Annotated in this window: 22 protein-coding genes and 1 riboswitch; of the genes, 6 read left to right on the top strand and 16 right to left on the bottom strand. The window is 71.8% G+C overall.

Annotation, left to right across the window (positions count from 1 at the left end):
• Positions 1 to 179: 179 nt before the first annotated feature.
• The 8 genes from AB8735_RS26255 to AB8735_RS26220 form a co-directional block, all read right to left on the bottom strand.
• On the bottom strand, positions 180 to 1,175 hold the full coding sequence (locus AB8735_RS26255; protein ID WP_344019492.1) for a dipeptide ABC transporter ATP-binding protein: 996 nt from the start codon (positions 1,173 to 1,175) through the stop codon (positions 180 to 182).
• Complete coding sequence (locus AB8735_RS26250) at positions 1,172 to 2,224, bottom strand: ABC transporter ATP-binding protein (RefSeq protein WP_344019490.1); 1,053 nt, start codon at positions 2,222 to 2,224, stop codon at positions 1,172 to 1,174. The genes AB8735_RS26255 and AB8735_RS26250 overlap by 4 nt, the downstream gene beginning before the upstream one ends.
• Complete coding sequence (locus tag AB8735_RS26245; protein WP_344019488.1) at positions 2,221 to 3,219, bottom strand: ABC transporter permease; 999 nt, start codon at positions 3,217 to 3,219, stop codon at positions 2,221 to 2,223. Before AB8735_RS26245 ends, AB8735_RS26250 begins: the two co-directional genes overlap by 4 nt.
• A gap of 132 nt (positions 3,220 to 3,351) precedes the next feature.
• Positions 3,352 to 5,100, bottom strand: coding sequence for an ABC transporter substrate-binding protein (locus AB8735_RS26240; RefSeq protein ID WP_344019486.1), 1,749 nt, complete (start codon positions 5,098 to 5,100; stop codon positions 3,352 to 3,354).
• A gap of 82 nt (positions 5,101 to 5,182) precedes the next feature.
• Entirely contained in the window at positions 5,183 to 6,175 is a 993-nt protein-coding gene (locus AB8735_RS26235) for an ABC transporter permease (RefSeq protein ID WP_344019484.1), read from the bottom strand.
• A 331-nt stretch (positions 6,176 to 6,506) separates the two neighbouring features.
• Positions 6,507 to 7,262 (bottom strand): enhanced serine sensitivity protein SseB C-terminal domain-containing protein, encoded by a 756-nt coding sequence (locus AB8735_RS26230; RefSeq protein WP_372409779.1) that lies wholly within the window; start codon positions 7,260 to 7,262, stop codon positions 6,507 to 6,509.
• 125 nt (positions 7,263 to 7,387) lie between these two features.
• Entirely contained in the window at positions 7,388 to 8,143 is a 756-nt protein-coding gene (locus AB8735_RS26225; RefSeq protein ID WP_372409778.1) for an enhanced serine sensitivity protein SseB, read from the bottom strand.
• A 102-nt stretch (positions 8,144 to 8,245) separates the two neighbouring features.
• Entirely contained in the window at positions 8,246 to 8,893 is a 648-nt protein-coding gene (locus AB8735_RS26220; protein WP_372409776.1) for an AAA family ATPase, read from the bottom strand.
• Between the two features lie 157 nt (positions 8,894 to 9,050).
• Positions 9,051 to 9,148: riboswitch (glycine riboswitch) on the top strand.
• Between the two features lie 154 nt (positions 9,149 to 9,302).
• Here AB8735_RS26220 and gcvT point away from each other — a divergent pair.
• The 4 genes from gcvT to AB8735_RS26200 all read left to right on the top strand — a co-directional run bounded on the left by gcvT (position 9,303) and on the right by AB8735_RS26200 (position 13,828).
• On the top strand, positions 9,303 to 10,433 hold the full coding sequence (gene gcvT / locus AB8735_RS26215) for a glycine cleavage system aminomethyltransferase GcvT (RefSeq protein ID WP_372409774.1): 1,131 nt from the start codon (positions 9,303 to 9,305) through the stop codon (positions 10,431 to 10,433).
• Positions 10,434 to 10,539: 106 nt separating this feature from the next.
• Positions 10,540 to 10,917: a glycine cleavage system protein GcvH gene (gcvH, locus tag AB8735_RS26210; RefSeq protein WP_372409772.1), complete on the top strand. Its 378-nt coding sequence runs from the start codon at positions 10,540 to 10,542 to the stop codon at positions 10,915 to 10,917.
• A gap of 34 nt (positions 10,918 to 10,951) precedes the next feature.
• The gene (gene glyA, locus AB8735_RS26205) at positions 10,952 to 12,214 is read left to right on the top strand and encodes a serine hydroxymethyltransferase (protein ID WP_372409771.1); all 1,263 of its coding nucleotides are present in this window, start codon (positions 10,952 to 10,954) and stop codon (positions 12,212 to 12,214) included.
• A 231-nt stretch (positions 12,215 to 12,445) separates the two neighbouring features.
• The gene (locus tag AB8735_RS26200; RefSeq protein WP_372409769.1) at positions 12,446 to 13,828 is read left to right on the top strand and encodes an L-serine ammonia-lyase; all 1,383 of its coding nucleotides are present in this window, start codon (positions 12,446 to 12,448) and stop codon (positions 13,826 to 13,828) included.
• A gap of 57 nt (positions 13,829 to 13,885) precedes the next feature.
• Here the strand turns inward: AB8735_RS26200 and AB8735_RS26195 are convergent, their stop codons facing one another.
• Positions 13,886 to 14,896 carry an AraC family transcriptional regulator ligand-binding domain-containing protein gene (locus tag AB8735_RS26195; protein ID WP_372409767.1) on the bottom strand — a complete coding sequence of 337 codons (1,011 nt, stop codon included), beginning with the start codon at positions 14,894 to 14,896 and terminating at the stop codon, positions 13,886 to 13,888.
• Positions 14,897 to 15,122: 226 nt separating this feature from the next.
• Positions 15,123 to 15,449 (bottom strand): divalent-cation tolerance protein CutA, encoded by a 327-nt coding sequence (cutA, locus tag AB8735_RS26190; protein WP_344019468.1) that lies wholly within the window; start codon positions 15,447 to 15,449, stop codon positions 15,123 to 15,125.
• Positions 15,450 to 15,513: 64 nt separating this feature from the next.
• Between cutA and AB8735_RS26185 the strand changes: the two genes are divergently transcribed.
• The gene (locus AB8735_RS26185) at positions 15,514 to 15,822 is read left to right on the top strand and encodes a hypothetical protein (RefSeq protein WP_344019466.1); all 309 of its coding nucleotides are present in this window, start codon (positions 15,514 to 15,516) and stop codon (positions 15,820 to 15,822) included.
• 55 nt (positions 15,823 to 15,877) lie between these two features.
• On the opposite strand, the gene AB8735_RS26180 is transcribed toward AB8735_RS26185, so the two are convergent.
• The 6 genes from AB8735_RS26180 to AB8735_RS26155 all read right to left on the bottom strand — a co-directional run bounded on the left by AB8735_RS26180 (position 15,878) and on the right by AB8735_RS26155 (position 21,542).
• Entirely contained in the window at positions 15,878 to 16,099 is a 222-nt protein-coding gene (locus AB8735_RS26180) for an EF-hand domain-containing protein (RefSeq protein ID WP_344019464.1), read from the bottom strand.
• A gap of 60 nt (positions 16,100 to 16,159) precedes the next feature.
• Positions 16,160 to 16,849 carry an N-acetylmuramoyl-L-alanine amidase gene (locus AB8735_RS26175; RefSeq protein WP_372409764.1) on the bottom strand — a complete coding sequence of 230 codons (690 nt, stop codon included), beginning with the start codon at positions 16,847 to 16,849 and terminating at the stop codon, positions 16,160 to 16,162.
• A gap of 397 nt (positions 16,850 to 17,246) precedes the next feature.
• Positions 17,247 to 17,750: an ATP-binding protein gene (locus tag AB8735_RS26170; RefSeq protein ID WP_344019460.1), complete on the bottom strand. Its 504-nt coding sequence runs from the start codon at positions 17,748 to 17,750 to the stop codon at positions 17,247 to 17,249.
• Between the two features lie 310 nt (positions 17,751 to 18,060).
• The gene (locus tag AB8735_RS26165; RefSeq protein ID WP_344019458.1) at positions 18,061 to 18,828 is read right to left on the bottom strand and encodes an enoyl-CoA hydratase-related protein; all 768 of its coding nucleotides are present in this window, start codon (positions 18,826 to 18,828) and stop codon (positions 18,061 to 18,063) included.
• A gap of 81 nt (positions 18,829 to 18,909) precedes the next feature.
• Complete coding sequence (locus AB8735_RS26160) at positions 18,910 to 20,142, bottom strand: Ig-like domain-containing protein (RefSeq protein ID WP_372409761.1); 1,233 nt, start codon at positions 20,140 to 20,142, stop codon at positions 18,910 to 18,912.
• Positions 20,143 to 20,306: 164 nt separating this feature from the next.
• Positions 20,307 to 21,542: an Ig-like domain-containing protein gene (locus AB8735_RS26155; RefSeq protein ID WP_372409759.1), complete on the bottom strand. Its 1,236-nt coding sequence runs from the start codon at positions 21,540 to 21,542 to the stop codon at positions 20,307 to 20,309.
• 246 nt (positions 21,543 to 21,788) lie between these two features.
• Here AB8735_RS26155 and glgX point away from each other — a divergent pair, with 246 nt between their 5' ends.
• Positions 21,789 to 24,140: a glycogen debranching protein GlgX gene (gene glgX / locus AB8735_RS26150; RefSeq protein WP_372409758.1), complete on the top strand. Its 2,352-nt coding sequence runs from the start codon at positions 21,789 to 21,791 to the stop codon at positions 24,138 to 24,140.
• The last annotated feature ends 1 nt before the right edge of the window (position 24,141 follow it).

Raw genomic sequence — 24,141 nt, 5'->3', positions numbered from 1 at the left:
CCAGCCCGTCCGGCGCTTGAGGACGAGCGGCGAAGCCGCGACAACGGGGGCCAGGGGCGAAGCCCCGGAAGCAGGGGTGCAGGGGGCGCAGCCCCCGCCCCACCGCGGCGGAGCCGCGGTACCGGGCCCCGGGGCGGAGCCCCGGAAGAAACGGTGAAAGGGCGGGACCGGGGCAGAACTCACCCCTCCCCCACCTCCGGCACCTCCGGATGATGGCACGCCACCTCATGCCCCACCCCCAACACCCGCAACCCCGGCTCCTCCCTCCCGCACACCTCCGTCGCCTTCCAGCACCGCGTATGGAACCGGCACCCCGCCGGCGGCGAGATCGGCGACGGCACGTCGCCCTTCAGCAGGATCCGTTCGCGCCGGGCGCGCCGCCGGGGGTCGGGCACGGGCACGGCGGACAGCAACGCCTTCGTGTACGGGTGCAGAGGGTTCGCGTAGAGCGACGCACGATCGGTCAGCTCCACCAGCTTCCCCAGGTACATCACCGCGATCCGGTCCGAGACGTGCCGGATGACGGACAGGTCGTGGGCGATGATGATGTACGTCAGCCCGAGCTCGTCCTGGAGGTCGTCCAGCAGGTTGACCACCTGCGCCTGGATGGACACGTCCAGCGCGGACACCGGCTCGTCCGCGACGACCAGCTTCGGCTTGAGGGCCAGCGCCCGTGCGATGCCGATGCGCTGCCGCTGCCCGCCGGAGAATTCGTGCGGATAGCGGTTGTAGTGCTCGGGGTTGAGGCCGACGAGTTCGAGCAGCCGCTGCACCTCCTTCTTCACCCCGCCCCCGGGCGTGATGCCCTGGAGCCGGAACGGGGCGCCGACGATGGTGCCGACCGTGTGCCGGGGGTTCAGGGACGAGTAGGGGTCCTGGAAGATCATCTGGACGTCCCGGCGGAGCGGCCGCATCCCGGCGACCCCCAGGTGGGAGATGTCCCGCCCCTCGAACTCGATCGTCCCGGCGGTGGGTTCGAGCAGCCGCGTCACCAGGCGCCCCATGGTGGACTTGCCGCAGCCGGACTCGCCGACGACGCCGAGCGTCTCCCCGGCGCGCACGTCGAAGCCGATGCCGTCCACGGCGTGGACGGCGCCGACCTGCCGGCGCAGCAGCCCCTTGGTGATGGGGAAGTGTTTGGTCAGCCCCTCGACCTTGAGCAACGTCTCCGTCATAGCTTGGGCGCAATCTCCTCGGTCCAGATCCGGGTCCGTTCCTCCTGTGCCAAGTGGCAGGCGGAGGAGTGCCGTTCGGCGCCGGAGACCGGACGGAGCTCGGGCCGTTCGGTACGGGTGACACCGCCGGGGGGCACATCGGCGTAGGGGCAGCGGGGGCTGAAGGCACAGCCGGGGGGCACATTGATCAGACTGGGCGGGGAGCCCTTGACCGGGATGAGCCGCTCGCTCTGTTCGCGGTCGATGCGCGGCATGGATCCCAGCAGGCCCCAGGTGTAGGGGTGTTGGGGCGCGGTGAAGACCTGCTCGGCCGGTCCCTGCTCGACGCACCGCCCGCCGTACATGACGAGGATGTCGTCGGCGAGTTCGGCGACGACGCCCAGGTCGTGGGTGATGATGACGACCGCCGAGCCGAACTCCTTCTGGAGGTCGCGGATGAGGTCGAGGATCTGCGCCTGGACGGTGACGTCGAGGGCGGTGGTCGGCTCGTCGGCGATCAGCAGGGCCGGGTTGTTGACCAGCGCCATGGCGATCATCGCGCGCTGGCGCATGCCGCCGGAGAACTGGTGCGGGTAGTCGTCCACCCGCCGGTCGGGCTGCGGGATGCCGACGCGGTCCAGCAGGTCGACGGCGCGCCGGCGGGCGGTCTTCTTGTCGGTGCCGGGATGGTGGATGCGGTACGCCTCGGCGATCTGCGAACCCACCGTGAAGTAGGGGTGCATGGCCGACAGCGGGTCCTGGAAGATCATCGCCATCTCGCGGCCGCGCAGCCTCCGCACCTTCTCGGGGTCGGCGGAGAGCAGTTCGGTGCCGTCCAGCCAGATCTCGCCGGAGATCCGCGCCTTGCGGCGGCCGTACTGGCCGACCGTGTGCAGGCCCATGATCCCCAGCGAGCTGACGGACTTGCCGGAGCCGGACTCCCCCACGATGCCCAGCGTCCGGCCCTTCTCCAGCGAGAAGGAGAGCCCGTCCACGGACTTCACCAGGCCGTCGTCGGTGGGGAAGTGGATGCGCAGGTCGCGCACGTCGAGGTAAGCGGGGGACGTCACGAGAGCCTCACTCGGGGGTCGATCACGGCGTACAGCAGGTCCACCACGAGGTTGGCGAGGACGACCGCGGAGGCCGCGATGAGGACCACGCCGAGGATGACCGGCAGGTCCTTGTTGTTGATGGCGGTGACCGCCGCCTGGCCGAGACCGGGCAGGTTGAAGGCGCTCTCGGTGAGGATCGCGCTGCCGACGAGGGCGCCGAGGTCCATGCCGAGGATGGTGGCGATGGGCGTCATCGTCGAGCGCATGGCGTGCTTGCCGATGACGGCGCGCTCGGTGAGACCCTTGGCGCGCGCGGTGCGGATGTAGTCCTCGCCGAGGACCTCCATCATGGTGGCCCGGGTGAGCCGGGCGTACATCGCCGCGAAGAGGAAGGCCAGCGCGACCCAGGGCAGGATCATCCCGTTGAACCAGCCCGCCGGGTCCTCGGTGAGGGGCACGTACTCGGCCGTGGTCCAGCCGAGTTGGAACTTGAAGAGCGCCAGCAGCAGCAGCGCGGTGAAGTAGATCGGCAGCGAGACCCCGGCGAGGGCGGTCGTCATCGCGGCCCGGTCGATCTTGGTGCCCCGCTTGAGCGCGGAGACCACCCCGGCCGAGACGCCGAGCACCAGCCACACCACGCAGGCCCCGCCGGCGAGGGAGAGGGTCGGGGGCAGCCGGTCCGTGAGGATCGGCCAGACCGGCTGCTCGGTGCGGAAGGAGTAGCCGAAGCAGGGCGCCGGGCAGTGGTCGGTGGTCCCGCCGCCGGTGTAGTCGCGGCCGGTGAACAGCCCGCTGACGAAGTGCCAGAACTGCACCAGCACCGGATCGCTGAGCCCGAGCTTCTGCCGGATGCCCTCGATCGTCGCGGGGTCCGCCTGCTTGCCGACGTACATGGCGGCGGGATCGGCCCCGGTGAGCTTGGGGATGGTGAAGAAGATGAGGAAGGTCACCAGCGTGACCACGAGCAACATCACGATGACGGCGAACAGCCGCCTGACGAGGTAAGCGAACACTGCGGTCGGCCCGGCGGCGGTCCGGGGAGCTGCGTCCCCGGACCGCCGCGCTCGGCCCTCACCTGCCCTTCGGGGCCTGGCGGCGGTTGCGCCGGCTGAGCGGAACGACGGTCAACGACCGTCGTAGAAAGGTCACTTCACGACACCCAGGGCGGAGTAGTCGTAGCGGCCGTTGTAGGCGTCGGTCGTGTAGACGTTGGTCAGCCGGGAGCTGCGCCAGATGATGTTCTTCTCGTAGGTGAAGGGCAGGTAGTAGGCGCCCTCCATGACCTTCTTGTTGGCCTCCTGGTAGATCTTCCCCGCCTTGACGGGGTCGGTCTCCGCGATGGCGTCGTCCATCAGCTTGTTGATCGCGGGGTCGTTGATCTCCGGGTAGTTCTGGTTGGCCGACTCCTGGATGAACCGCCCGTCCACGACGGGCTGGAGGTAGCCCTGGCCGCTGGGGAAGTCGGCGCCCCAGCCCATGACGATGATCCCGTAGCCCTTGGCCTTGACGTTCTTGGGAGCGCCGATGACGGTCGAGTACTGGGCGCCGTCGTACGGGTCGACCTGGGCGTCGATGCCGATCTTCTTCAGGGACGCCTGGAGCGACTCCGCGGTGGCGATCTCCTGCGGCTTGTTGTTGCGGACCGCGATGGTGGTCTTGAAGCCGTCCGGCTTGCCGCAGGCCTTCAGCTCCTCCTTGGCCTTGGCCTCGTCCGCCTTGCCCTGCGCGATGCCGTACGGGTCGAAGCTCTTCTCGAAGCCCTGGATGGCCGGCGGCAGCATGCCGGTGCCGATGTCGCCGCCCGCCTCGGGGCCGCCGCGCGCGGTCTGCAGCGAGGTGTGGTCGGCGCCGAGGATGGCGGCCTTGCGGCAGTGGATGTTGTCGAACGGCGCGACGGACTGCGGGAAGGCGGCGTAACGGATGAAGCCCGTCAGCGGGTTGTCGACGTTGGCCTTGGCGGACTGCAGCGCCTTCTGCCGGCCGGCCGAGCCCATGCCCGTGGCGTTGAGGTCGAGGTCGTAGTTGCCGGCGATCAGGTCGCTGTCCATCGCGTCGGCGTTGGTGGTGAACTTGACGGAGATCTTGTCCGGCAGCGCCTTGCGGACGGCGTCCGAGTCCTTGTTCCACTTGTCGTTGCGGACGAGCACCAGGCTCTTGTTGGGGGCGTACGACTCGAACTTGTACGGGCCGTTGGAGAACGGGCGCAGCGCGTACTTCTCCGCCTTGTCCATGTCCTGGCGCACCGGGGCGGCGGCGGGGATGGCCAGCATCTGGAGGAAGTCGCCGTTGGGTTTGGCCAGATGGAAGCTGATGGTCTTCGCGTCGGGCGTCTCGATCTGCGCCAGCCCGAGCTTGTCCTTGCTCTCGTCCTTGTAGGGTCCCTTGTACTTCTTGTCCGGGTCCAGGACCTGCATCACCCAGGTCGGACCGCCGGAGATCTTGTCCTGGGCCCAGGTGCGCTCGATGCCGTACTTGACGTCCTGGCTGGTGACGGGCTTGCCGTCCTCCCAGGTGATCCCGGGGCGCAGGGTGAAGGTGTAGGTCTTCTTGTCGGCCGACATCTTCCCGGTGTCGGTGGCCAGGTCCGGCACGACGGTTCTGCTCTCCGCGCCGGGGCCGGGTTTGGGGGTGACGAGGGTGCGGGTGTAGTAGCGCATGAAGTCCCAGGCGAAGCCGTAGTAACCGCGCTGCGGGTCCCAGGAGTCGGCGTCCTGGGTGGCGATGTACTTCAGCTCGCCGCCCTTCTTGTCGGACGGGCCGGCGACCTTCTCGACACCGGCGTTGAAACCGGCCCCCTTGCCGCCGCCTCCGCCGCCGCCCTTGCTCCCGCCACCGCCGCCGCAGGCGGTGACGGCGACGAGCGTCGCGACGGCCAGCGTCGCGCCGGCGGCCATTCTGCGCCTCGGAATCCTCGAAGTCCCTTGCGTAGCCAAGATGTCGCGACCTCCGTGGTCTGGGGTTGGGGTTGCCGCGCGCTCAGCGCGAGCCCTTGGGGTCCAGCGCGTCCCGTACGCCGTCGCCGAAGAGGTTGAAGGCGAGGACGGTGACGAAGATGGCGAGGCCGGGGAACACCATGAACATCGGGTCGCTCTCATAGGTGTTGACGGCCTTGGAGAGCATCTGCCCCCAGGAGGAGGTCGGCGACTTGACGCCGGCCCCGAGGAAGCTGAGCGCCGCCTCGGTGAGGACGTTGGTCGGGATCATCAGCGTGGCGTAGACGGTGATCGGCGCGACCAGGTTGGGCAGCAGCTCGCGGAAGAGGATGTAGGTGCGCCCGGCGCCCAGGCTGCGGGCCGCCTCGACGTACTCGCGCTCCCTGAGCGAGAGCGTCTGTCCGCGCACGATGCGTCCGACGTAGGGCCAGCCGAAGAAGCCGATCACCGCGATGAGCACGGCCATCCGCACCCCCGAACCGCTCAGTCCCCACAGCTCGTTGGGGACGACGGAGACGAGGGCGATGATGAAGAGCAGCTGCGGGAAGGCGAGCAGGGCGTCCATGACCCGGCTGACCAGGGTGTCCACCCAGCCGCCGAAGTAGCCGGCCACGATGCCGAGGACGGTGCCGATGGCCACGGCCACGACGGCGGCGAGGAAGGCGACGAGCAGCGAGACGCGGGCGCCGTAGACGACGCGGCTGAAGACGTCCCGGCCGTTGACGGGCTCCACGCCGAAGAGGAAGTCGCCGTTCATCCCGCCCCACGCCTCCTTGGGCGTGCCGAGCAGCGGGTCGATCTGGTCCTCGTGGTACTCGTTCGGCGGGTGGCCCAGGAGGTCGACGATCAGCGGGGCGAAGACCGCGACCAGGATCAGCAGCAGGACGACGATGCCGCCGGCGAGGGCGAGTCTGTCGCGTTTGAGCCGGTTCCAGGCGATGCGCCAGGGAGAACGGCCCTCGATGGCCTTCACGGGGGCGTCGGCGACGACGTCCACGGCCCCGGCCGCGCTGGTATCGGGAAGTGGTGCCGTCATCGTCTGCGGACCCCTCTCGGCCGGGGCACCGGCCCACGCACAGGCCGCCCGGGAGGCGGCATGGTTGACATCACTGGGGAAAGTGGCGCTGTGGTGCGGGAAGTACGGGAAGGTACTCGCGGAGCAGGACGTACGGTCGTGCCGCGGACCCCCGACGGGTCCACCGGCGGGTCCTTGGAGCGGGAGTCTTCAACGCGTTCGCGATCACCCGCCAGACCTGGTCCGCAAAGGATGCGCAACCGTGATGTGCGATGAGGGGTTCCGTTATACGGACGTGCGCCGGCGCCGGCTCAGCCCGTCCGGCGCCTGAGAACGATGCGGCGCGGCCGCCCTAGTGCGGGTACCCGTACCCCGCCAACGGCGCCTGCCGCGCCGCCTCCTGGCCGTAGAACGGCCGCGCATGCACCCGCATCCACATCCCCACCGGGTCGTACTCGTCCGACAGCGCGACCGTCGAGACCGGCAGCCCCTCCGGCGCCGCCCCGATCGCCTGCCGCATCATCAACCGCACCGATTCCACGGCCGCTTGGGACGTGTCGTACAGGTCGAGCCCGATCGCCAGATACGCCGCGCCCACCGCCGGCTGGACCCACGCGCGCCGCAGCGCCCGCACCGCCGGCGTCCGCGCCGCGTGCTGTGCGAGCAGGGCGTAGAACTGGGGGATCTCCAGGACCGGTTCGGTGATGCGCAGCGGGCCGGCCGGCAGCCGGTCGAGTCCGCCGGCGATGCGGCGCAGGTCGAGCCAGGGGATGCCGACGCCGCCGCCGGGCGCGTGGGGGTTGAGCCACAGGCCCCAGCGGCCGGGGTAGAGGGACGCGGCCAGGGAGCGGCCGGGGACGACCTCGTGGGCCCGGTTCCAGCCGCTGGCGGCGAGCTCCCGGTCGGAGGTGACGCAGGGGGCGTAGCCGAGGCCGTCGACCTCCATGTTCCCGTACTGGGCGTCGGGCGAGCCCGCCTGCCCGTGCCAGAGCAGCATCCACAGGCGGCCGTCGGCGACCGCGCGCAGCAGCGCCTCGTAGACGTCGTAGCGTCCGGGCGCCACTTGGCGCAGCACCTGCTCCACGCCGCTCTCCGCGCCCGCGCTCACCTGACCCCGCCCCTTCTGCGGGCAGACGCGCACCCCGCGCCCGCCCGTTGCCTCACGGCGCGGTCGCGCCTCCCGTACGGTCGTCCAACCAGCTTACGAGGCCGCGGCGGCATGCAGGAGAGCAGTCAGCGGTCACGGTCGTAGAACGGTCCGACGCGGTCGCGGAGCCAGTCGGCGACGGGGTCCCGGGCGACGTCGAGGAGGACGAGGCGCACGGGCCAGGGCACGGGCACCTGCCCGAGGGCGCGGCCGAGGGCGTCCAGGGCGGCGGCGCGGCTGTCGTCGTCGGGGAGGTCGAGCTCGACGCCGACGAACAGCTCGGGGGCGCCGCCCTCGACGCTGGCCAGCGCGCGGCGGCCGGTGCGGACGCCGCGGGCGGCGGTGAACTCCAGCCCGGCGGCGGCCAGGAAGGCCGTCGGCTCGTCCTGCCAGTCGGGCTCGAAGAGGCGCACCCGGCCGCCGGTGGGCTCCCCCGCCAGCCGCAGCTGTCCCGCGCGGCACAGCTCGGCGACGGCCGCCGGGGGCAGCGGTGCGCCCACCGTGCCACCGGGGTTGAGCACGATGCCGGCCTGCGGGGGCAGTCCGCGGGCGAACTCGACGGCGGGGGCCACGGCGAACGGCATCCGGTCTCCGGCGCCGCGCAGGAACTCCGCGTGGGAGCTGAAGACGGGGACGAACGCGCCGCCGTCGAGCTCCACGGTGGGCAGGTCGAGGTCGGCGCTGTCGGGCCCGCCGCCGTTGGGCAGGGGGATCCACACGCTGCTGCGGCCGAGCGCCTCCACGATGCGGGCACCGGCGGCGGGGTCGCCCGTGGCGGAGGCGAGGGTGCGCTCCAGGTCGTTCGCGGGCCAGTCGTGCCCGTACTGCTCGGGGATGCTCATCCGTTCCAACCGCCGTCTCGTGTCACTGGGGTTCGCCTCGCGTCACCGGCGCAACCGCATCCGCACCTTAGCCGCTGTCCCCCCGTCAGACGCTGCCCACCGTCAGGAAGTGCCCGGGCCGGGGCCGCCGAAGACCACGGACCCCAGCGCGTCGGCCGAGGCGCGGTCCAGGAGGACGACGGAGGCGGCGCCCGCCGGCGCCCGGCCCCCGGCGGCCGCGGCGACCAGGCGCTCCATGGCGCCGCGGTGCCGGGCGAAGGCGGGCGCGGAGACGGTCCGGCCGCGGGCCCGCTGACCGGCGAGCGCGGTCCCCGGGGCCACGGCGAGCAGCAGGACGTGCAGATCCGTACCGCGGCGGCGGGCCTCGCGGGCGAGCCAGCGGCGCACCCAGCCGGCCCGTCCGCAGTCGTGCACGACGACGCTCGCGCCGGAGCGCAGGGCGCCGCGCAGTCCCACGTAGTGGACGGCCCGGACGAGGGGCCGGTAGAGGCCGTACGGGAGGCGGGCGGGGAGCCGGCGCTCCAGGCGGGCGCGGGTGTCCTGGGAGTCGACGCGGCGCACCGGCTCGCCCCGGCCGTCGAGCGCGGGCGCCAGCCGCCGGATGAGGGTGGACTTGCCGCTGCCGGGCAGCCCGGAGACCACCAGCAGATCGCCGGTGCGGTACCGCAGTTCGCGGAGGGCGGGCCCCGCGCGCATGTCCCGCACCGGGGCCCCGGCCCCGGAAACCTCCGCCTCGACGTCCGTTCGCACGGTCCCCGCCCTCTCGTCACCCGCCCGTCGCCGTCGGTGTACCCGAACCGGGTAAAAGAAAAGTAATGCAATGCGATGGTCTCCGAACGGCCCATCGCACGTCCGTACGTGCAATGATGTGCGCGCCAACTGCACGACCAACTGCATACCGGCCGCTCGAATCCGCGCGGGAGAGTTCCGGCACGTCGTGTGCCGGGCGCCGAAGGAGCAAGTTCCTCCCTTGAATCTCTCAGGCCCCGATACCGCACGGGCGAGGCAGATCTGAAAAGCGGGCCGCCATGGGCGGCCCCACCCAAGGTGCAAGCCGAGCGCCCTCCAGGGGGTCCCGGTGAACCTCTCAGGTTCCGATGACAGATGGGGAGGCTTCACTGTTCGACGCCTCGCGACCGCCTGCCCGGGAGTTCCCGCTATGCCCCCTGAGAACGCAGCCCCCCGCCTGACCGCGCTCGACGCCCTGCACCGCGGCCTCGGCGCGACGATGACCGACTTCGCCGGCTGGGACATGCCGCTGCGCTACGGGAGCGAGCGCGACGAGCACCTCGCCGTCCGCACCCGCGCCGGCCTCTTCGACCTCTCCCACATGGGCGAGATCACCCTCACCGGCCCGGAGGCGGGCAAGGCCCTGGACTTCGCCCTGGTGGGCAATCTGTCCGCGCTGGCCGTGGGCCGCGCCCGGTACACGATGATCTGCGACGAGCGCGGCGGCATCCTCGACGACCTGATCGTCTACCGGCTGGGCGACGAGGAGTTCATGGTCGTCGCCAACGCCTCCAACGCCCAGGTGGTGCTGGACGCGCTCACCGAGCGGGCGGCGGGCTTCGGGGCGGACGTCCGCGACGACCGCGAGAACTACGCGCTGCTCGCCGTCCAGGGCCCGGCCTCCCCCGGCATCCTGAAGTCCGTCACCGACGCCGACCTGGACGGCCTCAAGTACTACGCGGGCCTGCCCGGCACCGTCGCGGGCGTCCCGGCCCTGATCGCCCGTACGGGCTACACCGGCGAGGACGGCTTCGAGCTGTTCGTCGCCCCCGCCGACGCCGAGAAGCTGTGGCAGGCGCTCACCGCGGCGGGCGCGGAGGCCGGCCTGGTGCCCTGCGGCCTGTCCTGCCGCGACACCCTGCGCCTGGAGGCGGGCATGCCGCTCTACGGGCACGAGCTCACCACGGACACGACGCCCTTCGACGCCGGGCTCGGCCGGGTCGTCAAGTTCGACAAGCCGGGCGACTTCGTGGGGCGCGCGGCACTGGAGGCCGCCGCCGAGCGCGCCGCGAGCGCCCCGCCCCGCAAGCTCGTGGGCCTGGTGGCCGCCGGCCGCCGGGTGCCGCGCGCCGGCTACCCGGTGGTCGAGACCGGCTCCGGAACGGTGATCGGCGAGGTCACCTCCGGCGCCCCCTCCCCCACCCTCGGCAAGCCGCTCGCCATCGCCTACGTGGACGCGGCCCACGCCGCGCCCGGGACGCCCGGCGTCGCCGTGGACATCCGGGGCAGCCACGAGGAGTACGAGGTCGTGGCGCTCCCCTTCTACAAGCGCGAGCGCTGATCCACTTTCCCTTCGGTTTCCTCTTCCGTCTCACCTGTCAAGACCCTCCCTGGCTTCGCCAGGGGCCCAGTCAAAAGCACTGTCCCGCGTACAGGAGAATCGACCCATGAGCAACCCCCAGCAGCTGCGCTACACCAAGGAGCACGAGTGGCTGTCGGCCACCGACGAGAACGGTGTGGCGACGGTCGGTATCACCGAGTTCGCGGCCAACGCGCTCGGCGATGTCGTCTACGCCCAGCTCCCGGCGGTCGGTGACACGATCACCGCCGGCGAGACCTGCGGTGAGCTGGAGTCCACCAAGTCGGTCAGCGACCTCTTCGCCCCCGTCACGGGCGACGTCGTCGAGGCCAACCAGGATGTCGTGGACGACCCGTCGCTGGTGAACTCCGCCCCGTTCGAGGGCGGCTGGCTGTTCAAGGTGAAGATCACGGACGAGCCGGCGGACCTGCTGACCGCCGACGCGTACACCGACTTCGCCGGCTGACCCCGCCCCCCTCCTCCTCGTCCAGGAAGAACTCATGTCGCTTCTGAACAGCTCCCTCCATGAGCTCGACCCCGACGTCGCCGCCGCAGTCGACGCCGAACTCCACCGCCAGCAGTCCACCCTCGAGATGATCGCCTCGGAGAACTTCGCTCCGGTCGCGGTCATGGAGGCCCAGGGCTCGGTCCTCACCAACAAGTACGCCGAGGGCTACCCGGGCCGCCGCTACTACGGCGGCTGCGAGCACGTGGACGTCGTCGAGCAGATCGCCATCGACCGGATCAAGGCGCTGTTCGGCGCCGAGGCCGCCAACGTGCAGCCGCACTCGGGCGCCCAGGCCAACGCCGCGGCCATGTTCGCGCTGCTGAAGCCGGGCGACACCATCCTGGGCCTCAACCTAGCCCACGGTGGTCACCTCACCCACGGCATGAAGATCAACTTCTCCGGCAAGCTCTACAACGTGGTCGCCTACCACGTCGACGAGCAGACCAACCTGGTCGACATGGAGGAGGTCGAGCGCCTCGCCAAGGAGCACCGCCCCAAGCTGATCGTCGCCGGCTGGTCCGCCTACCCGCGCCAGCTGGACTTCGCGGCCTTCCGCCGGATCGCCGACGAGGTCGGCGCGTACCTGATGGTCGACATGGCCCACTTCGCGGGCCTGGTCGCCGCCGGTCTGCACCCCTCCCCGGTGCCGCACGCGCACGTGGTGACCACCACCACGCACAAGACCCTCGGCGGTCCGCGCGGCGGTGTGATCCTGTCCACGGCCGAGCTCGCCAAGAAGATCAACTCGGCGGTCTTCCCCGGTCAGCAGGGCGGCCCGCTGGAGCATGTGATCGCGGCCAAGGCGGTCTCCTTCAAGGTCGCGGCGACCGAGGAGTTCAAGGAGCGCCAGCAGCGCACGCTGGAGGGCGCGAAGATCCTCGCCGAGCGCCTGCTGCAGGACGACGTCAAGAAGGCCGGCGTCTCCGTCCTGTCCGGCGGCACGGACGTGCACCTGGTCCTGGTGGACCTGCGCAACTCCGAGCTGGACGGCCAGCAGGCCGAGGAGCGCCTCCACGAGGTCGGCATCACGGTCAACCGCAACGCCATCCCGAACGACCCGCGGCCCCCGATGGTCACCTCGGGCCTGCGGATCGGCACCCCGGCGCTGGCCACCCGCGGCTTCCAGGCCGAGGACTTCCGCGAGGTCGCCGACGTCATCGCCGAGGCCCTCAAGCCGGAGTACGACGCCGCCGCCCTGCGCGGCCGCGTCACGGCCCTGGCCGCGAAGTACCCGCTGTACCCCGGCCTGAAGTAGTCCGGCAAACACCGCTTCATCCGCCGGTCCGGGGCACCACGCACACTGCACAGTGGCGGGTGCCCCGGACCACGCGGGCCCATGGAACCGCCCCGCGGCGCCGAGCGGTCCGTGACCGGGCGCACAGTACCGCCCGGTAAGCGCGGAACGTCCCGCACACTGGAGTGTGCGCGACGGCTCGCGCCCCCTCGTACCACCCTCGTACCACCCCCGACCCAAGGAGCTGCCACCGTGGCCATCTCCGTCTTCGATCTCTTCTCGATCGGCATAGGCCCGTCCAGCTCCCACACGGTCGGCCCGATGCGCGCCGCCCGGATGTTCGTGGGCCGTCTGAAGAAGGACGGCGTGCTCGCGCAGACCACGTCCGTGCGCGCCGAGCTCTTTGGCTCCCTCGGCGCCACCGGCCACGGCCATGGCACCCCCAAGGCCGTCCTCCTCGGTCTGGAGGGACACTCCCCGCGCACGGTCGACGTCGAGATCGCCGACGACGAGGTCGAGCGCATCCGCGTCACCAAGCGCCTGCGCCTCATGGGTGCGGAGATCGGCGACGCCCACGAGATCGACTTCGACGAGTCGACCCAGCTGATCCTCCACCGCCGCCGCTCGCTGCCGTACCACGCCAACGGCATGACGCTCTTCGCCTACGACGAGAGCGGCGCGCCCCTGCTGGAGAAGACCTACTACTCGGTCGGCGGCGGCTTCGTCGTGGACGAGGACGCGGTGGGCGCGGACCGGATCGTCCTCGACGACACCGTCCTGAAGTACCCCTTCCGCACCGGCGACGAGCTGCTGCGCCTCTCCCACGAGACCGGGCTGTCGATCTCCGCGCTGATGCTGGAGAACGAGAAGGCCTGGCGCACCGAGGAGGAGATCCGCGAGGGCCTCCTGGAGATCTGGCGCGTGATGCAGGCGTGCGTCTCGCGCGGCATGTCCCGCGAGGGCATCCTCCCCGGCGGCCTCCGGGTCCGCCGCCGCGCCGCCTCCACCGCCCGCCAGCTGCGCGCCGAGGGCGACCCGCAGGCCCGCGCGATGGAGTGGATCACGGTCTACGCCATGGCGGTCAACGAGGAGAACGCCGCCGGCGGCCGCGTCGTCACCGCCCCCACCAACGGCGCCGCGGGCATCATCCCGGCCGTGCTGCACTACTACATGAACTTCGTGCCCGGCGCGGACGAGGACGGCATCGTCCGCTTCCTCCTCGCCGCGGGCGCGATCGGCATGCTCTTCAAGGAGAACGCCTCGATCTCCGGCGCCGAGGTCGGCTGCCAGGGCGAGGTCGGCTCGGCCTGCTCGATGGCCTCGGGCGGCCTCGCCGAGGTCCTCGGCGGCACCCCGGAGCAGGTGGAGAACGCGGCCGAGATCGGCATGGAGCACAACCTGGGCCTGACCTGCGACCCGGTCGGCGGCCTGGTCCAGATCCCGTGCATCGAGCGCAACGGCATGGCCGCCGCCAAGGCCGTCACCGCCGCCCGCATGGCCCTGCGCGGCGACGGCCGCCACCACGTCTCCCTGGACAAGGTCATCAAGACCATGAAGGAGACCGGCGCGGACATGAAGGTCAAGTACAAGGAGACGGCGCGGGGCGGCCTCGCGGTCAACGTCATCGAGTGCTGACGGGGAACCGGTCGTGAGCGGGCCCCGGGGCGCAACTGCCCCGGGGCCCGCCCGTTTTCACCCCTCCGCCGTCCACCGGCGCATGGCGCGGCGCAGCGAGCGCGGGTCGGAGTAGCCGAGCTGGCCGGCGAGTGCGGAGGTGGCGTGGCCGCCGGTGCGGCGGGCGCGGTCGGCTCGGCGGCGGCGGGCGGCGTCCAGTTCGGCGCGCCAGGTGGTGCCGGCGTCGGCGAGCCGGCGCTGCAGGGTGCGACGGCTCGTCACCAGCCGCTGGGCGACGTGGTCGAGGGCCGCCGTGCCCTCGGCGAGGCAGGCGTCCAGCTCCCGCTCGAACTTCTCCCGCCAGTCCGCGCCCGGCGGCGGGGGCAGCAGCTCGGCGTAGCGGCGCAGGATGGCGGCCAGGCGCGGGTCGGCGGCGGGGATGGGCCGGCACAGGTCGGCGGTGCGGAAGGTGACCGAGCCGCGGGCCTGGCCGAAGTCGATGCCCCGTTCGGCGCCGAGGGCCTCGGCGAGCGTGGCGTGGTGGCGCGGTGCGGACTGGGCGAAGCCGACGTGCAGGGGGTGCACCGGTTCGCCGGTGACGCCCCGGGCGCGGGAGCAGAGCACGGCCATGGCGAACTGCTCGGCCAGTTCCATCTGGCGCGGTTCGCCCTCCCGGTAGTGGAACGAGAACGTCGTCTCCTGCTCGTCCTCGGAGACCGTCGCCAGGCGGCCGTTGGTGGTGACGAAGTGCAGATAGCGGGTGCTGCTCTCGAACGCCTCGCCCAGCGTACGGGCGTTGGCGAAGAGGTAGTCGAACAGGCCCAGGGCGCCCAGGTCGTACCAGCCGGCGATGGACACGGGCGAGTCGGGCGTGCCCAGGGCCCGCTCGACCAGCTCCCACACGCGCATGGTGACGCGGGCCGGGATCATCACCTCGTCCTCGGTCAGCGCCCAGCCCGGCAGCCCCGCCTCGCGGGCTATGCGGTCCGGGTCGGCCCCGTCCGACCCGGCGGCCGTCAGCAGGAACTTCGACAGGACGATCGAGTCCTGCTCGCCATGGGTCTCGGAAGCTGTGTGCGCGTCTGCCATGCCCCCATCTTCGGCCAGCCGTGGCGCGTCGTGTGCCACGGCTGGCACACCGCGTCCTATGCCGGGGCGCGTCCGGTGTCACATCCTGGAGCGGTCCCGGGCGCGGATCCGCCGCCCGCGGCCGGTGGAACGGAGTGCGGGCGGGTACGGGGGTCCGGCTCGCGCTCCCTCGCGTCATGCGACCGACGGCACAAGGAGGGGAGCCGTCGGGCGTCTGGCCGTCCGCCTACGGGCCGGTCTCCGAGCGGAGCCAGGCGAGGTAGTCCGCGCCGCCCGCGGTGACGGGAGTGGCGATGATCTCGGGGACGTCGTAGGGGTGTCCCTCGCGGATGTGGGCCTCCAGCTCCGCGTACCGCTCGCCGGTGGTCTTGAACACGACGCGCCACTCGGCGTCGGTCTCGATCCGTCCCTGCCACCGGTAGACGCTGGTGACCGGGCCGTCGATCTGGGCGCAGGCGGCGAGCCGGCGCTCGACCGCGCCCGCGGCGATGCGCCGGGCGACGTCCTCGCCGGGCGCGGTGGTCGTCACCGTGAGGTACGGGGTCCCGTGCATGGCGCCGACCGTACCGCAGGCCGTCCGGGCCGCGTTGTCAGTGGTCCCGCGTACGCTCGCGGGCATGGGTTACGCAGACCTGCGCGAGCTCCACAGCGCGCTCAACACCGCCACGGACATCGCCTATAGCCTTGAGTCCACGCCCTCGGCCCAGGAGACCGAGCAGATCCTGGACGCCCTGCGCCGGGCGCTGGACGCGGCGCGCGCCCTGGGCGCCGCGCACGGCGCCACGGGCTGCTCGACGCATCCCAAGGGCGCCGTGGATCCCCTCTACGGGGACAAGTACGACCCGCTGCCGCCGGGCTGGGGCCGCTGTCTGCTGTGCAACGACGGCCGCCGCCGGGCGAACGCGCAGCGCAGGGGCTCGCGCTGACCCGGAGCGGCGGCCGCGTCGGGATCGGCCCTGGTTCCGGCCTTAGTTCCGGCCCTTAGTTCTGGCCCTTGTTCTGGGACGCCCAGAACTCGTCGAAGGACATCAGGCCGTCGCCGTTGGCGTCCTTGGCGTTGATGACGGCCTGGGCCACGGTCTCGGTGACGAACGGGTCGCCGAGCTTCGCCATCGCGCTCTTGTATTCGGCCGCGGTGATGAAACCGTCCCCGTCGGCGTCGAACGTGGCGAATATCCTGCGGGCTTCCTCGATGTCAGCCATGTGGGCCTCCCCTTGTGGTGCTGCGTGCTGTGTGCGCCGCGTGCGAATGTCCGGCACAGATTAGCGGCCCCGCGGGGCCCGGACGGCCGGGGGCTGACCGGCCACCAGATCCATGTAGCGCGCCCAGTCCCAGTACGGGCCGGGGTCGGTGTGGGTGGAGCCCGGCACCTCGACGTGGCCGATGATGCGCTCGCGGGTGCGGGGGATCCCGTAGCGGTCGCAGACGGCGGCAGTGAGGCGGGCGGAGGCGCGGTAGAGGGCGTCGGTGAAGTACTCGGGGCGGTCCACCCACCCCTCGTGCTCGATGCCGATGCTGCGGGTGTTGTAGTTCCAGTTGCCCGCGTGCCAGGCGACGTCCCGTTCGCGGACGAACTGTGCGGTGTAGCCGTCGGCGGACGCGACCAGGTAGTGCGCCGAGACCTTGGCCGCGGGATTCTGGAAGATCTTCACCGTGTTCGGGAAGGTCTCCTGGGTGACGTGGATGACCACGTACTCGACGGGATAGGCGTCCGGTCTGCCGGAGGCCGTGTAGTTGGCGGCGTTGGCCGGTATCCAGTGGGTGGGCGGATAGGGGGAGTCGGGCGGCCGGGACTCGGCGGAGGCGGCCGGCCGGCCGATGCTGAAGGCGGAGGCCGCGCCCAGGGCCGCGGCTCCCAGAAGGGTCACGACGCCGCCGAGGGCGATCCGGCGGGGCAGGGCGGGCGCAGGGGTCTCGTCCGAGGGCATGTCGTCCAAAGGCGTCTCGTCCATGGGGCCTCCCGGGTCCGGACGTCGGGAACACTCAGACGGGGACATGACACTCACAATCGGGGCCGGCCCGCAAGCACCGGCGCGCCACTCCCTCCATAAGGCGCATAAAGATAAGTGACCCCACGGTTTTATTCATGGAATGCAAGGCGCGTGGCACATCTCACCTTTGATTACCCTCGGTTAATGAGCGAGTTGCCCGAATATGCCCGCAAATCCGCTTTGGCTCCGGCGCGTCCCGTCTGCCATAGTCGGTGGCACGACCCCCATTGACCCGGGCTCGGTCGTCGATCCGCCGCGGAACACACCCCATTTCTCCGCGGCGCCATGAAGAGGCCCCCATCGCCGCACTCCGGCGGACCGGGGCCTCTCGGCGTACCGGGGCCGTGCGGAGACCCGGTCAGCGGTCGGCGACGCGCATCTCGAACCAGGCCGTCTTGCCCCGCGCCAGCAGATCCACGCCCCACCGGTCGGAGAGCCGGTCGACGAGGAACAGCCCCCGGCCGTTGGTGTCCGTCTCGCGCACCGGCAGCAGGCAGGGCAGCCCGCGCGAGGGGTCGCGCACCTCCATGCGCACCCAGCCGCGCCGGCGCCACATCCGCAGCCCGAAGTGCCGGGCCCCGGTGTGCCGGACGGCGTTGCCCACGAGCTCGGAGACCAGCAGCACGGCGTGCTCGGCCAGTTGTGCCGAGAGGCCCCAGTGGCTCACCACGACGCAGTGCGTCAGCCTCCGGGCCGCGACCGTGGACTCCGGGCAGGAGGGCAGCCGGACCTCGCCGAGGGTGGGATCGCCGTACAGCTCGAGCACCTTGAGCGCCAGTTCGTCGTCAACGGCCGGGGCCCACTGCACCGCAGCCGTGGCCGCCCCGCGCCGTGGCTGCTCCGTTCCCTCCAGACCCGCCATGCCCCCATGATGGCCGCCGAATGGCCGCCGGGGAGTGGAACCTTCGGATTCGACTTTCCGGAAGAGATCCCTCCGAGGCCCCGCGGCGACATATGCCAGCGGCTCCCCCACCCCTGGCAAACCCCAACTGACCTGCGGCGACCACGGGGTCCCGGGCGGTCGCCGGACGGCCGGGAAGGGGTCACCCGACCGGGTCCACGCTTCCTTCGGAATTCCCCCACAAGTGGCAACGGGCAGAACGCCCCCCTCCGGGGCCGCTCCGCCCGCCCTCCGCCAATTCGCCCCTTCCTTACCCGACTTAGGGCATGGATCAGACGAACTTGGCCTTGCCGGGGCCGTCCTCGACGAAGCTGCGCATGCCGATCTCCCGGTCCTCGGTGGCGAACAAGCCCGCAAACCAGTTGCGTTCGATGGCCAGTCCGGTGTCGATGTCCGTCTCCAGCCCGGTGTCCACCGCCTCCTTGGCGGCCCGCAGCGCGATCGCCGGGCCGGCGGCCAGCTTCGCCGCCCAGGCGTGCGCCTGCTCGTACACCTCGGCGGCGGGGACGACGCGGTCCACGAGACCGAGCGCGAGCGCCTCGTCCGCCTTCACCTGACGGCCGGTGAAGATGAGGTCCTTGGCCCGGGAGGGGCCGATGAGCCGGGCGAGGCGCTGGGTGCCGCCCGCGCCCGGGATCAGACCGAGCAGGATCTCGGGCTGCCCGAGCCGGGCGTTGTCGGCGGCGATGCGGAAGTCCGCGCAGAGCGCCAGCTCGCAGCCGCCGCCCAGGGCATAGCCGGTGACGGCCGCGACGACGGGCTTGGGGATGCGTGCCACGGCGGTGAAGGCGTCCTGCAGGGCACGGGACCGGGCGACCATGCCCGCGTGGTCCATGTCCCGCATCTCCTTGATGTCCGCGCCGGCCGCGAACACCTTCTCCCCGCCCCAGATGACGACCGCGCGCACGTCCGTGCGGCGGGTCAGTTCGTCGGCCAGCTCGCGCAGCCGGTCCTGGGTGGCGATGTCCAGCGCGTTCATCGGCGGACGGTCGAGCCGGACGGTGCCGACGCCCTCCGCGACCTCACAATGCACAGTCATGGCGCCAGGTTAGACGCGGGGGAACGCCAACGGCCCGGTGCGTCTGGTCACACGCACCGGGCCGCAGGGGGCGGGGGGACGTCAGCTGCTCTTCGTCCACTCCGACCACGGCATGTTCCAGCCGTTGAGGCCGTTCTCGGGCTGGATCGTTTTGTCATCCGAGTTCTTGACCACGACGACGTCGCCGACCATGGAGTTGTTGAAGAACCAGGCGCCGGGCGCGGACGGGTCGCCGCCGCCGCGCTGGTCCTCCAGGCCGACGCAGCCGTGGCTGGCGTTGGCCGAGCCGAAGGTGTCCGAGCCCGACCAGTAGTTGCCGTGGATGAAGGTGCCGGAGGTGGACAGGCGCATCGCGTGCGGCACGTCCTTGATGTCGTACTCGCCGCCGAAGCCGACCGTGTCGCCGTTCATCCGCGTCACTTCGTACTTCTCGCTGATGACCATCTGGCCGTTGTACGTCGAGTGGCCGGGGGCGCCGGCGGATATCGGGATGGTCTTGAAGAGCTTGCCGTCGCGCTCGACCTTCATGGTGTGCGTCTTGGCGTCCACGGTGCTGACCTGGCTGCGGCCGACGGTGAACTTCACGCTCTTGTTCTGCGTGCCGTAGACGCCCGGACGGCCCTCGACGCCGTCGAGGTTGAGGCTCAGCGTCACCTTGGTGCCCGCGGCCCAGTACTTCTCGGGGCGGAGGTCGAGGCGATCGTTGCCGAACCAGTGGGGCTTGATGTCGACGGCCGGTTCGGCGGTCACCTTGACCGCGCGCTCGACGGCCTTGGGGTCGGTGATGCCCCGGCTGAAGTTGAGCGAGACCGGCATGCCCACGCCGACGGTGCTGCCGTCCTCGGGCGTGAAGTAGGCGGCGAAGGTGTTCTGCGGAGTGAGGGTGGTGAAGCTGGCGTGCTTCGCGGACTCGCGGCCTTCCTCGTCCTTGGCTATCGCGTCCACCGTGTACTTGGTGGCGGCGGCGAGGTGGGTGGAGGGCTCCCAGGCGGACCCTCCGCTGGATATCCGGCCCTCGACGGGCTTTCCCTTGCCGTCGGAGACCTTGACCGAGGTCAGACTCCCCTTGTCGGCGGTGACCTTGAGGGCGCCGCTGGTCTTCACCTCGGTCGCGCCGTCCTTGACGGCGATCGACACGACGGCCTGCGACGGTCCGTCGGCGGCCTTCTTGCCCTTCTTGCCGCCGGCGTCGGCTCCTCCGCCGCCACCGCCGCACGCGGTGGTGACGGTCAGCACCGTGCCCAACAGCACGGCGGACAGCACATTCCGGCGACCCCTTGTCCTGGTTCTCCCGGATATCGGCTGCACGTTCACTATCGGTTTTCTCCTATCGCACCCGCCGCCCTGCGGCGCCCCCGAAGCGCGGCATCCGCGCATGGCGATAGATAACCATACGCATCGGACACGTCCGGCCTCGTGATGGTCACCGTTGCATTCCAAGTGCCCGGCACCCCCGGGGGCATACCGCGCCGACCGGGTCAATCCACCCCCAGCGCGGAGCCCGCGCGCCACTGCTCCCACGTCAGGTTCCAGCCACCCAGACCGTTGTCCGCGAGGGCCCTGCGCTCCCCGGAGTTGATCACCCGCACCAGGTCCCCGACCAGGGAGGCGCCGTAGAACCAGCCCGCCGGGGTGGTGACGCCGCCGGGGTCGGTGTCCCGCAGCCCGACGCAGCCGTGGCTGATGTTGCGGACCCCGAACACCGCGGGCGGCGCCCAGTAGTTGCCGTGCAGGAACGTCCCGCTGTCGGTCAGCCGCATCGCGTGCGGCACGTCCGTGATGTCGTACTCGCCGCCGAAGCCCACCGTGCCGCCGTTCATCCGCGTCACCTCGGACTTCTCGCTGATGACCATCGCGCCCGCGTAGGTCTCCCGGCCCGGGCCGCCGGCCGTGACGGGCAGCGTTCGCAGCGTCCGGCCGCCGCGCACCACCCGCAGGGTGTGCGCCGCGGCGTCCACGGTGCTCACCTGGTCGCGGCCCACGGCGAAGGTGGTCCTCCGCCGCTGGAGCCCGTAGACGCCGGGCGCCCCGCGCACGTCGCGCAGGCGCAGGTCGACGCTGACCTCGCTGCCCGGCGCCCAGCGCCGGCGCGGCCGGAAGTCCAGCCGCGAGGGGCCGAACCAGTGCCCGGAGACCTCCGTGCTCGGCCGCGCGCTGACGCGGATGGCCCGCTCCACGGCGGCCCGGTCGGCCACCGGGCGGCTGAAGGCGAACGAGACGATCATGCCCGTGCCGACCGTGGACCCGGGGGCCGGGACGAAGGACGCGGTGAAGCGGTGCTCCGGCACGTACGTCCTGAACTCGCTGTGCCGGCTGGTGCGGTGGCCCTTCGCATCCCGGGCCACGGCGTCGACGGTGTAGCGGGCGGCGAGCGTCACCGGCCCCTTCGGGTACCAGCTGTGCCCGTCCGGGGAGATGCGCCCCCTGACCGGCTTGCGGACGCCGTCCCGGACCCGCACCGCGCGCACCTTCTCCAGCTTCCCCTCCCGCACCCGCACCTCGAACCGGTCCGCCGTGCGGACGTCGCGCGCGCCGTTGCGCGGGGTGACGCGGATCAGCACGGGCGCCGGGCGCGGGTCGTCCGGAGGCGTCGCGCGCGGCGGCACGGCCCGCGGGGCGTCCGCGGCACAGCCGCCGAGGACGGCGAGGACGGTGAGCGCGCACAGTCCGCGGAGGGCACGCAGGAGGGGACGCGAGAGGGCAAATCCTGTCACACCCGTCCCAACGACACGGTTCCTCCCGGGAAACGACAGGGCACTCGCTTGCTGCCCCCGATCACACGTGTGAGCGCATGCGCGGAACCGGGCAGGAGTGGGAAGGAAACCACGGAAGGAATCCCTGACAGCAACCCGAGAGGCCCCTGGCCGAAGGGCGACAAGGGGCGAGGCCGCACCGCCAGACACCGGGAACGGGAAGCCGGGTGCCCGGCGCGCCGTCCGAGAGCCGCCGGAGGCGAACACGTGTCGAGCACACCCGAGCAAGAGACGGCATACGGCGTTCACTTCGAGGCCAAGGCCCCGACGGCACCCGCCGCGGTCAACGGCCGTCCGGTCGCCGCCGCCCGCCGGCAGGCGGTGTGGCCGGGCAGCCCCGAGCCGCTGGGCGCCCGGTTCCGGGTGGACGCCGGCGGGGTCGCGGGGACCAACTTCGCCCTGTGGGCCGGCGGGGCGGAGGCCGTGGAGGTCTGTCTCTTCGACGACGACGGCGACGGCTCCGGCGACGGCTCCGGCTCCGGCGGACAGCGCGAAACCCGATGTTTCCTGGCCGAGTTGACGCACGAGATATGGCACGGCTTCCTGCCCGGCGTCCGGCCCGGCCAGCGCTACGGCTACCGCGTCCACGGCCACTGGGACCCCTGGACGGGCGCCCGCTGGAACCCCGCCAAACTCCTCCTCGACCCCTGCGCCCGCGCGGTCGACGGCGACTTCGCGCTGCCGCCGGAGGTGTACGGCCACGTCCGCGACTGGCCCCAGCAGCACGTGGCCGACACGGTCCGCGACGAGCGCGACTCGGCACCGTACGTCCCCAAGGGCGTCGTCGTCGCCGACGACGACGACTGGTCCGACGACCGCCGCCCCAAGACCCCCTGGGCCGACACCGTCATCTACGAGCTGCACGTGCGCGGCTTCACCATGCGCCACCCCGGCGTCCCCGAGCGGCTGCGCGGCACCTACGCCGGGCTGGCCCACCCGGCGGCCGTCGAGCACCTGGCCCGCCTCGGCATCACCGCCGTGGAGCTGCTCCCGGTGCACCAGTTCGCGCACGAGGACCACCTGCTGCGCCGGGGGCTGCGCAACTACTGGGGCTACAACTCCATCGGCTACTTCGCCCCGCACGCCGGCTACGCGGCCACCGGGACCCGCGGGCAGCAGGTGGGCGAGTTCAAGCGGATGGTCCGGGCCCTGCACGCGGCCGGCATCGAGGTCATCCTCGACGTCGTCTACAACCACAGCGCCGAGGGCGGCGAGCTCGGACCGACCCTGTCGCTGCGCGGCATCGACAACCGGCGCTACTACCGCCTGGCGGACGACCCCCGCCGCTACGCCGACTACACCGGCTGCGGCAACACCCTGCATGTCGTCCAGCCCAACGTGCTGCGCCTGATCACCGATTCGCTGCGCTACTGGGTCACCGAGATGGGGGTGGACGGCTTCCGCTTCGACCTGGCGGCGGCGCTCGCCCGGACCATGCGCGCCGTCGACGGGCCGGACATGCTCTCGCCCTTCCTCGCCGTCGTCGCCCAGGACCCCGTGCTGCGCCGGGTCAAGCTCATCGCCGAGCCCTGGGACGTGGGCTCCGGCGGCTACCAGGTCGGGGCCTTCCCCCCGCTGTGGACCGAGTGGAACGACCGCTACCGCGACGCCGTCCGCGACTTCTGGCGCGGCGCCCTGCCGGACGTCCGCGACCTGGGCTACCGGCTCTCGGGCTCCAGCGACCTCTACGCCTGGGGCGGCCGGCGGCCGTACGCCTCCGTCAACTTCGTGACGGCGCACGACGGTTTCACCCTGCGCGACCTGGTCAGCTACGGGCGCAAGCACAACGAGGCCAACGGGGAGGGCAACCGGGACGGCACCGACGACAACCGCTCCTGGAACTGCGGCGCCGAGGGCCCCACGGACGACCCCGGCGTCCTGGCCCTGCGCCGCCGCCAGATCCGCAACCTCCTGACCACGCTCCTGCTCTCCACCGGGGTGCCGATGCTGGTGGCCGGCGACGAGATGGGCCGCACCCAGGGCGGCAACAACAACGCCTACTGCCAGGACGGCGAGGTGAGTTGGGTCGACTGGTCGCTCCTGGAGGACCCCGGCTGGCGCGCTCTGGCCGCCCTCGCCGCCCGGCTGCTGGCCCTGCGCCGCGCCCACCCCGTCCTGCGCAGCCGGGCGTTCTTCTCCGGCCGCCCCCGGTCGGCCGACGGGCTGCGGGACCTCGCCTGGTTCACGCCGTGCGGCACGGAGATGACCGAGGCCGACTGGTACGCGCCCGCCGCCACGCTCGGCATGTACCTCTCCGGCGGGGACATCCCCCGGCGCGGGCCGGACGGCGGGCCCGTGACCGACGACAGCTTCCTGGTCGTCCTGCACGCCGGGGACCGCCCCATCGACGTCACCCTGCCGGGCCCGCCGTGGGCGGCCGCGTACGAGCTCCTCGTCGACACCGCCCTGGAGGAGCAGGACGCGGCACCGGGCGCGCGGAGCGCGGCGGGGGCGTCAATTTCCCTGGCCGAGCGCTCCGTTGCGGTGTGGAAGGTGCTGCCGGGACGGAAGACGGAGAAAGGGGATCCGTCCGGCGGACCAGGACGGAAAACCGAGTGAG

Origin of the sequence: Streptomyces luteireticuli (assembly GCF_041519305.1) — a bacterium.
GTDB lineage: Bacteria > Actinomycetota > Actinomycetes > Streptomycetales > Streptomycetaceae > Streptomyces > Streptomyces luteireticuli.
Note: the sequence above shows the minus strand (reverse complement) of the source record. Positions and strands in the feature narration are given on the sequence as shown.

What these genes read in the sequence shown, in the direction of transcription:
- AB8735_RS26170 (WP_344019460.1), bottom strand. Translation starts at nt 17,750, where the DNA reads ATGGCGGGTCTGGAGGGAACGGAGCAGCCACGGCGCGGGGCGGCCACG.
- AB8735_RS26195 (WP_372409767.1), bottom strand. Translation starts at nt 14,896, where the DNA reads ATGGCAGACGCGCACACAGCTTCCGAGACCCATGGCGAGCAGGACTCG.
- AB8735_RS26235 (WP_344019484.1), bottom strand. Translation starts at nt 6,175, where the DNA reads ATGACGGCACCACTTCCCGATACCAGCGCGGCCGGGGCCGTGGACGTC.
- AB8735_RS26240 (WP_344019486.1), bottom strand. Translation starts at nt 5,100, where the DNA reads ATGGCCGCCGGCGCGACGCTGGCCGTCGCGACGCTCGTCGCCGTCACC.
- cutA (WP_344019468.1), bottom strand. Translation starts at nt 15,449, where the DNA reads ATGCACGGGACCCCGTACCTCACGGTGACGACCACCGCGCCCGGCGAG.
- AB8735_RS26255 (WP_344019492.1), bottom strand. Translation starts at nt 1,175, where the DNA reads ATGACGGAGACGTTGCTCAAGGTCGAGGGGCTGACCAAACACTTCCCC.
- AB8735_RS26180 (WP_344019464.1), bottom strand. Translation starts at nt 16,099, where the DNA reads ATGGCTGACATCGAGGAAGCCCGCAGGATATTCGCCACGTTCGACGCC.
- glyA (WP_372409771.1), top strand. Translation starts at nt 10,952, where the DNA reads ATGTCGCTTCTGAACAGCTCCCTCCATGAGCTCGACCCCGACGTCGCC.
- AB8735_RS26225 (WP_372409778.1), bottom strand. Translation starts at nt 8,143, where the DNA reads ATGAGCATCCCCGAGCAGTACGGGCACGACTGGCCCGCGAACGACCTG.
- AB8735_RS26175 (WP_372409764.1), bottom strand. Translation starts at nt 16,849, where the DNA reads ATGGACGAGACGCCTTTGGACGACATGCCCTCGGACGAGACCCCTGCG.
- AB8735_RS26185 (WP_344019466.1), top strand. Translation starts at nt 15,514, where the DNA reads ATGGGTTACGCAGACCTGCGCGAGCTCCACAGCGCGCTCAACACCGCC.
- gcvH (WP_372409772.1), top strand. Translation starts at nt 10,540, where the DNA reads ATGAGCAACCCCCAGCAGCTGCGCTACACCAAGGAGCACGAGTGGCTG.
- gcvT (WP_372409774.1), top strand. Translation starts at nt 9,303, where the DNA reads ATGCCCCCTGAGAACGCAGCCCCCCGCCTGACCGCGCTCGACGCCCTG.
- AB8735_RS26165 (WP_344019458.1), bottom strand. Translation starts at nt 18,828, where the DNA reads ATGACTGTGCATTGTGAGGTCGCGGAGGGCGTCGGCACCGTCCGGCTC.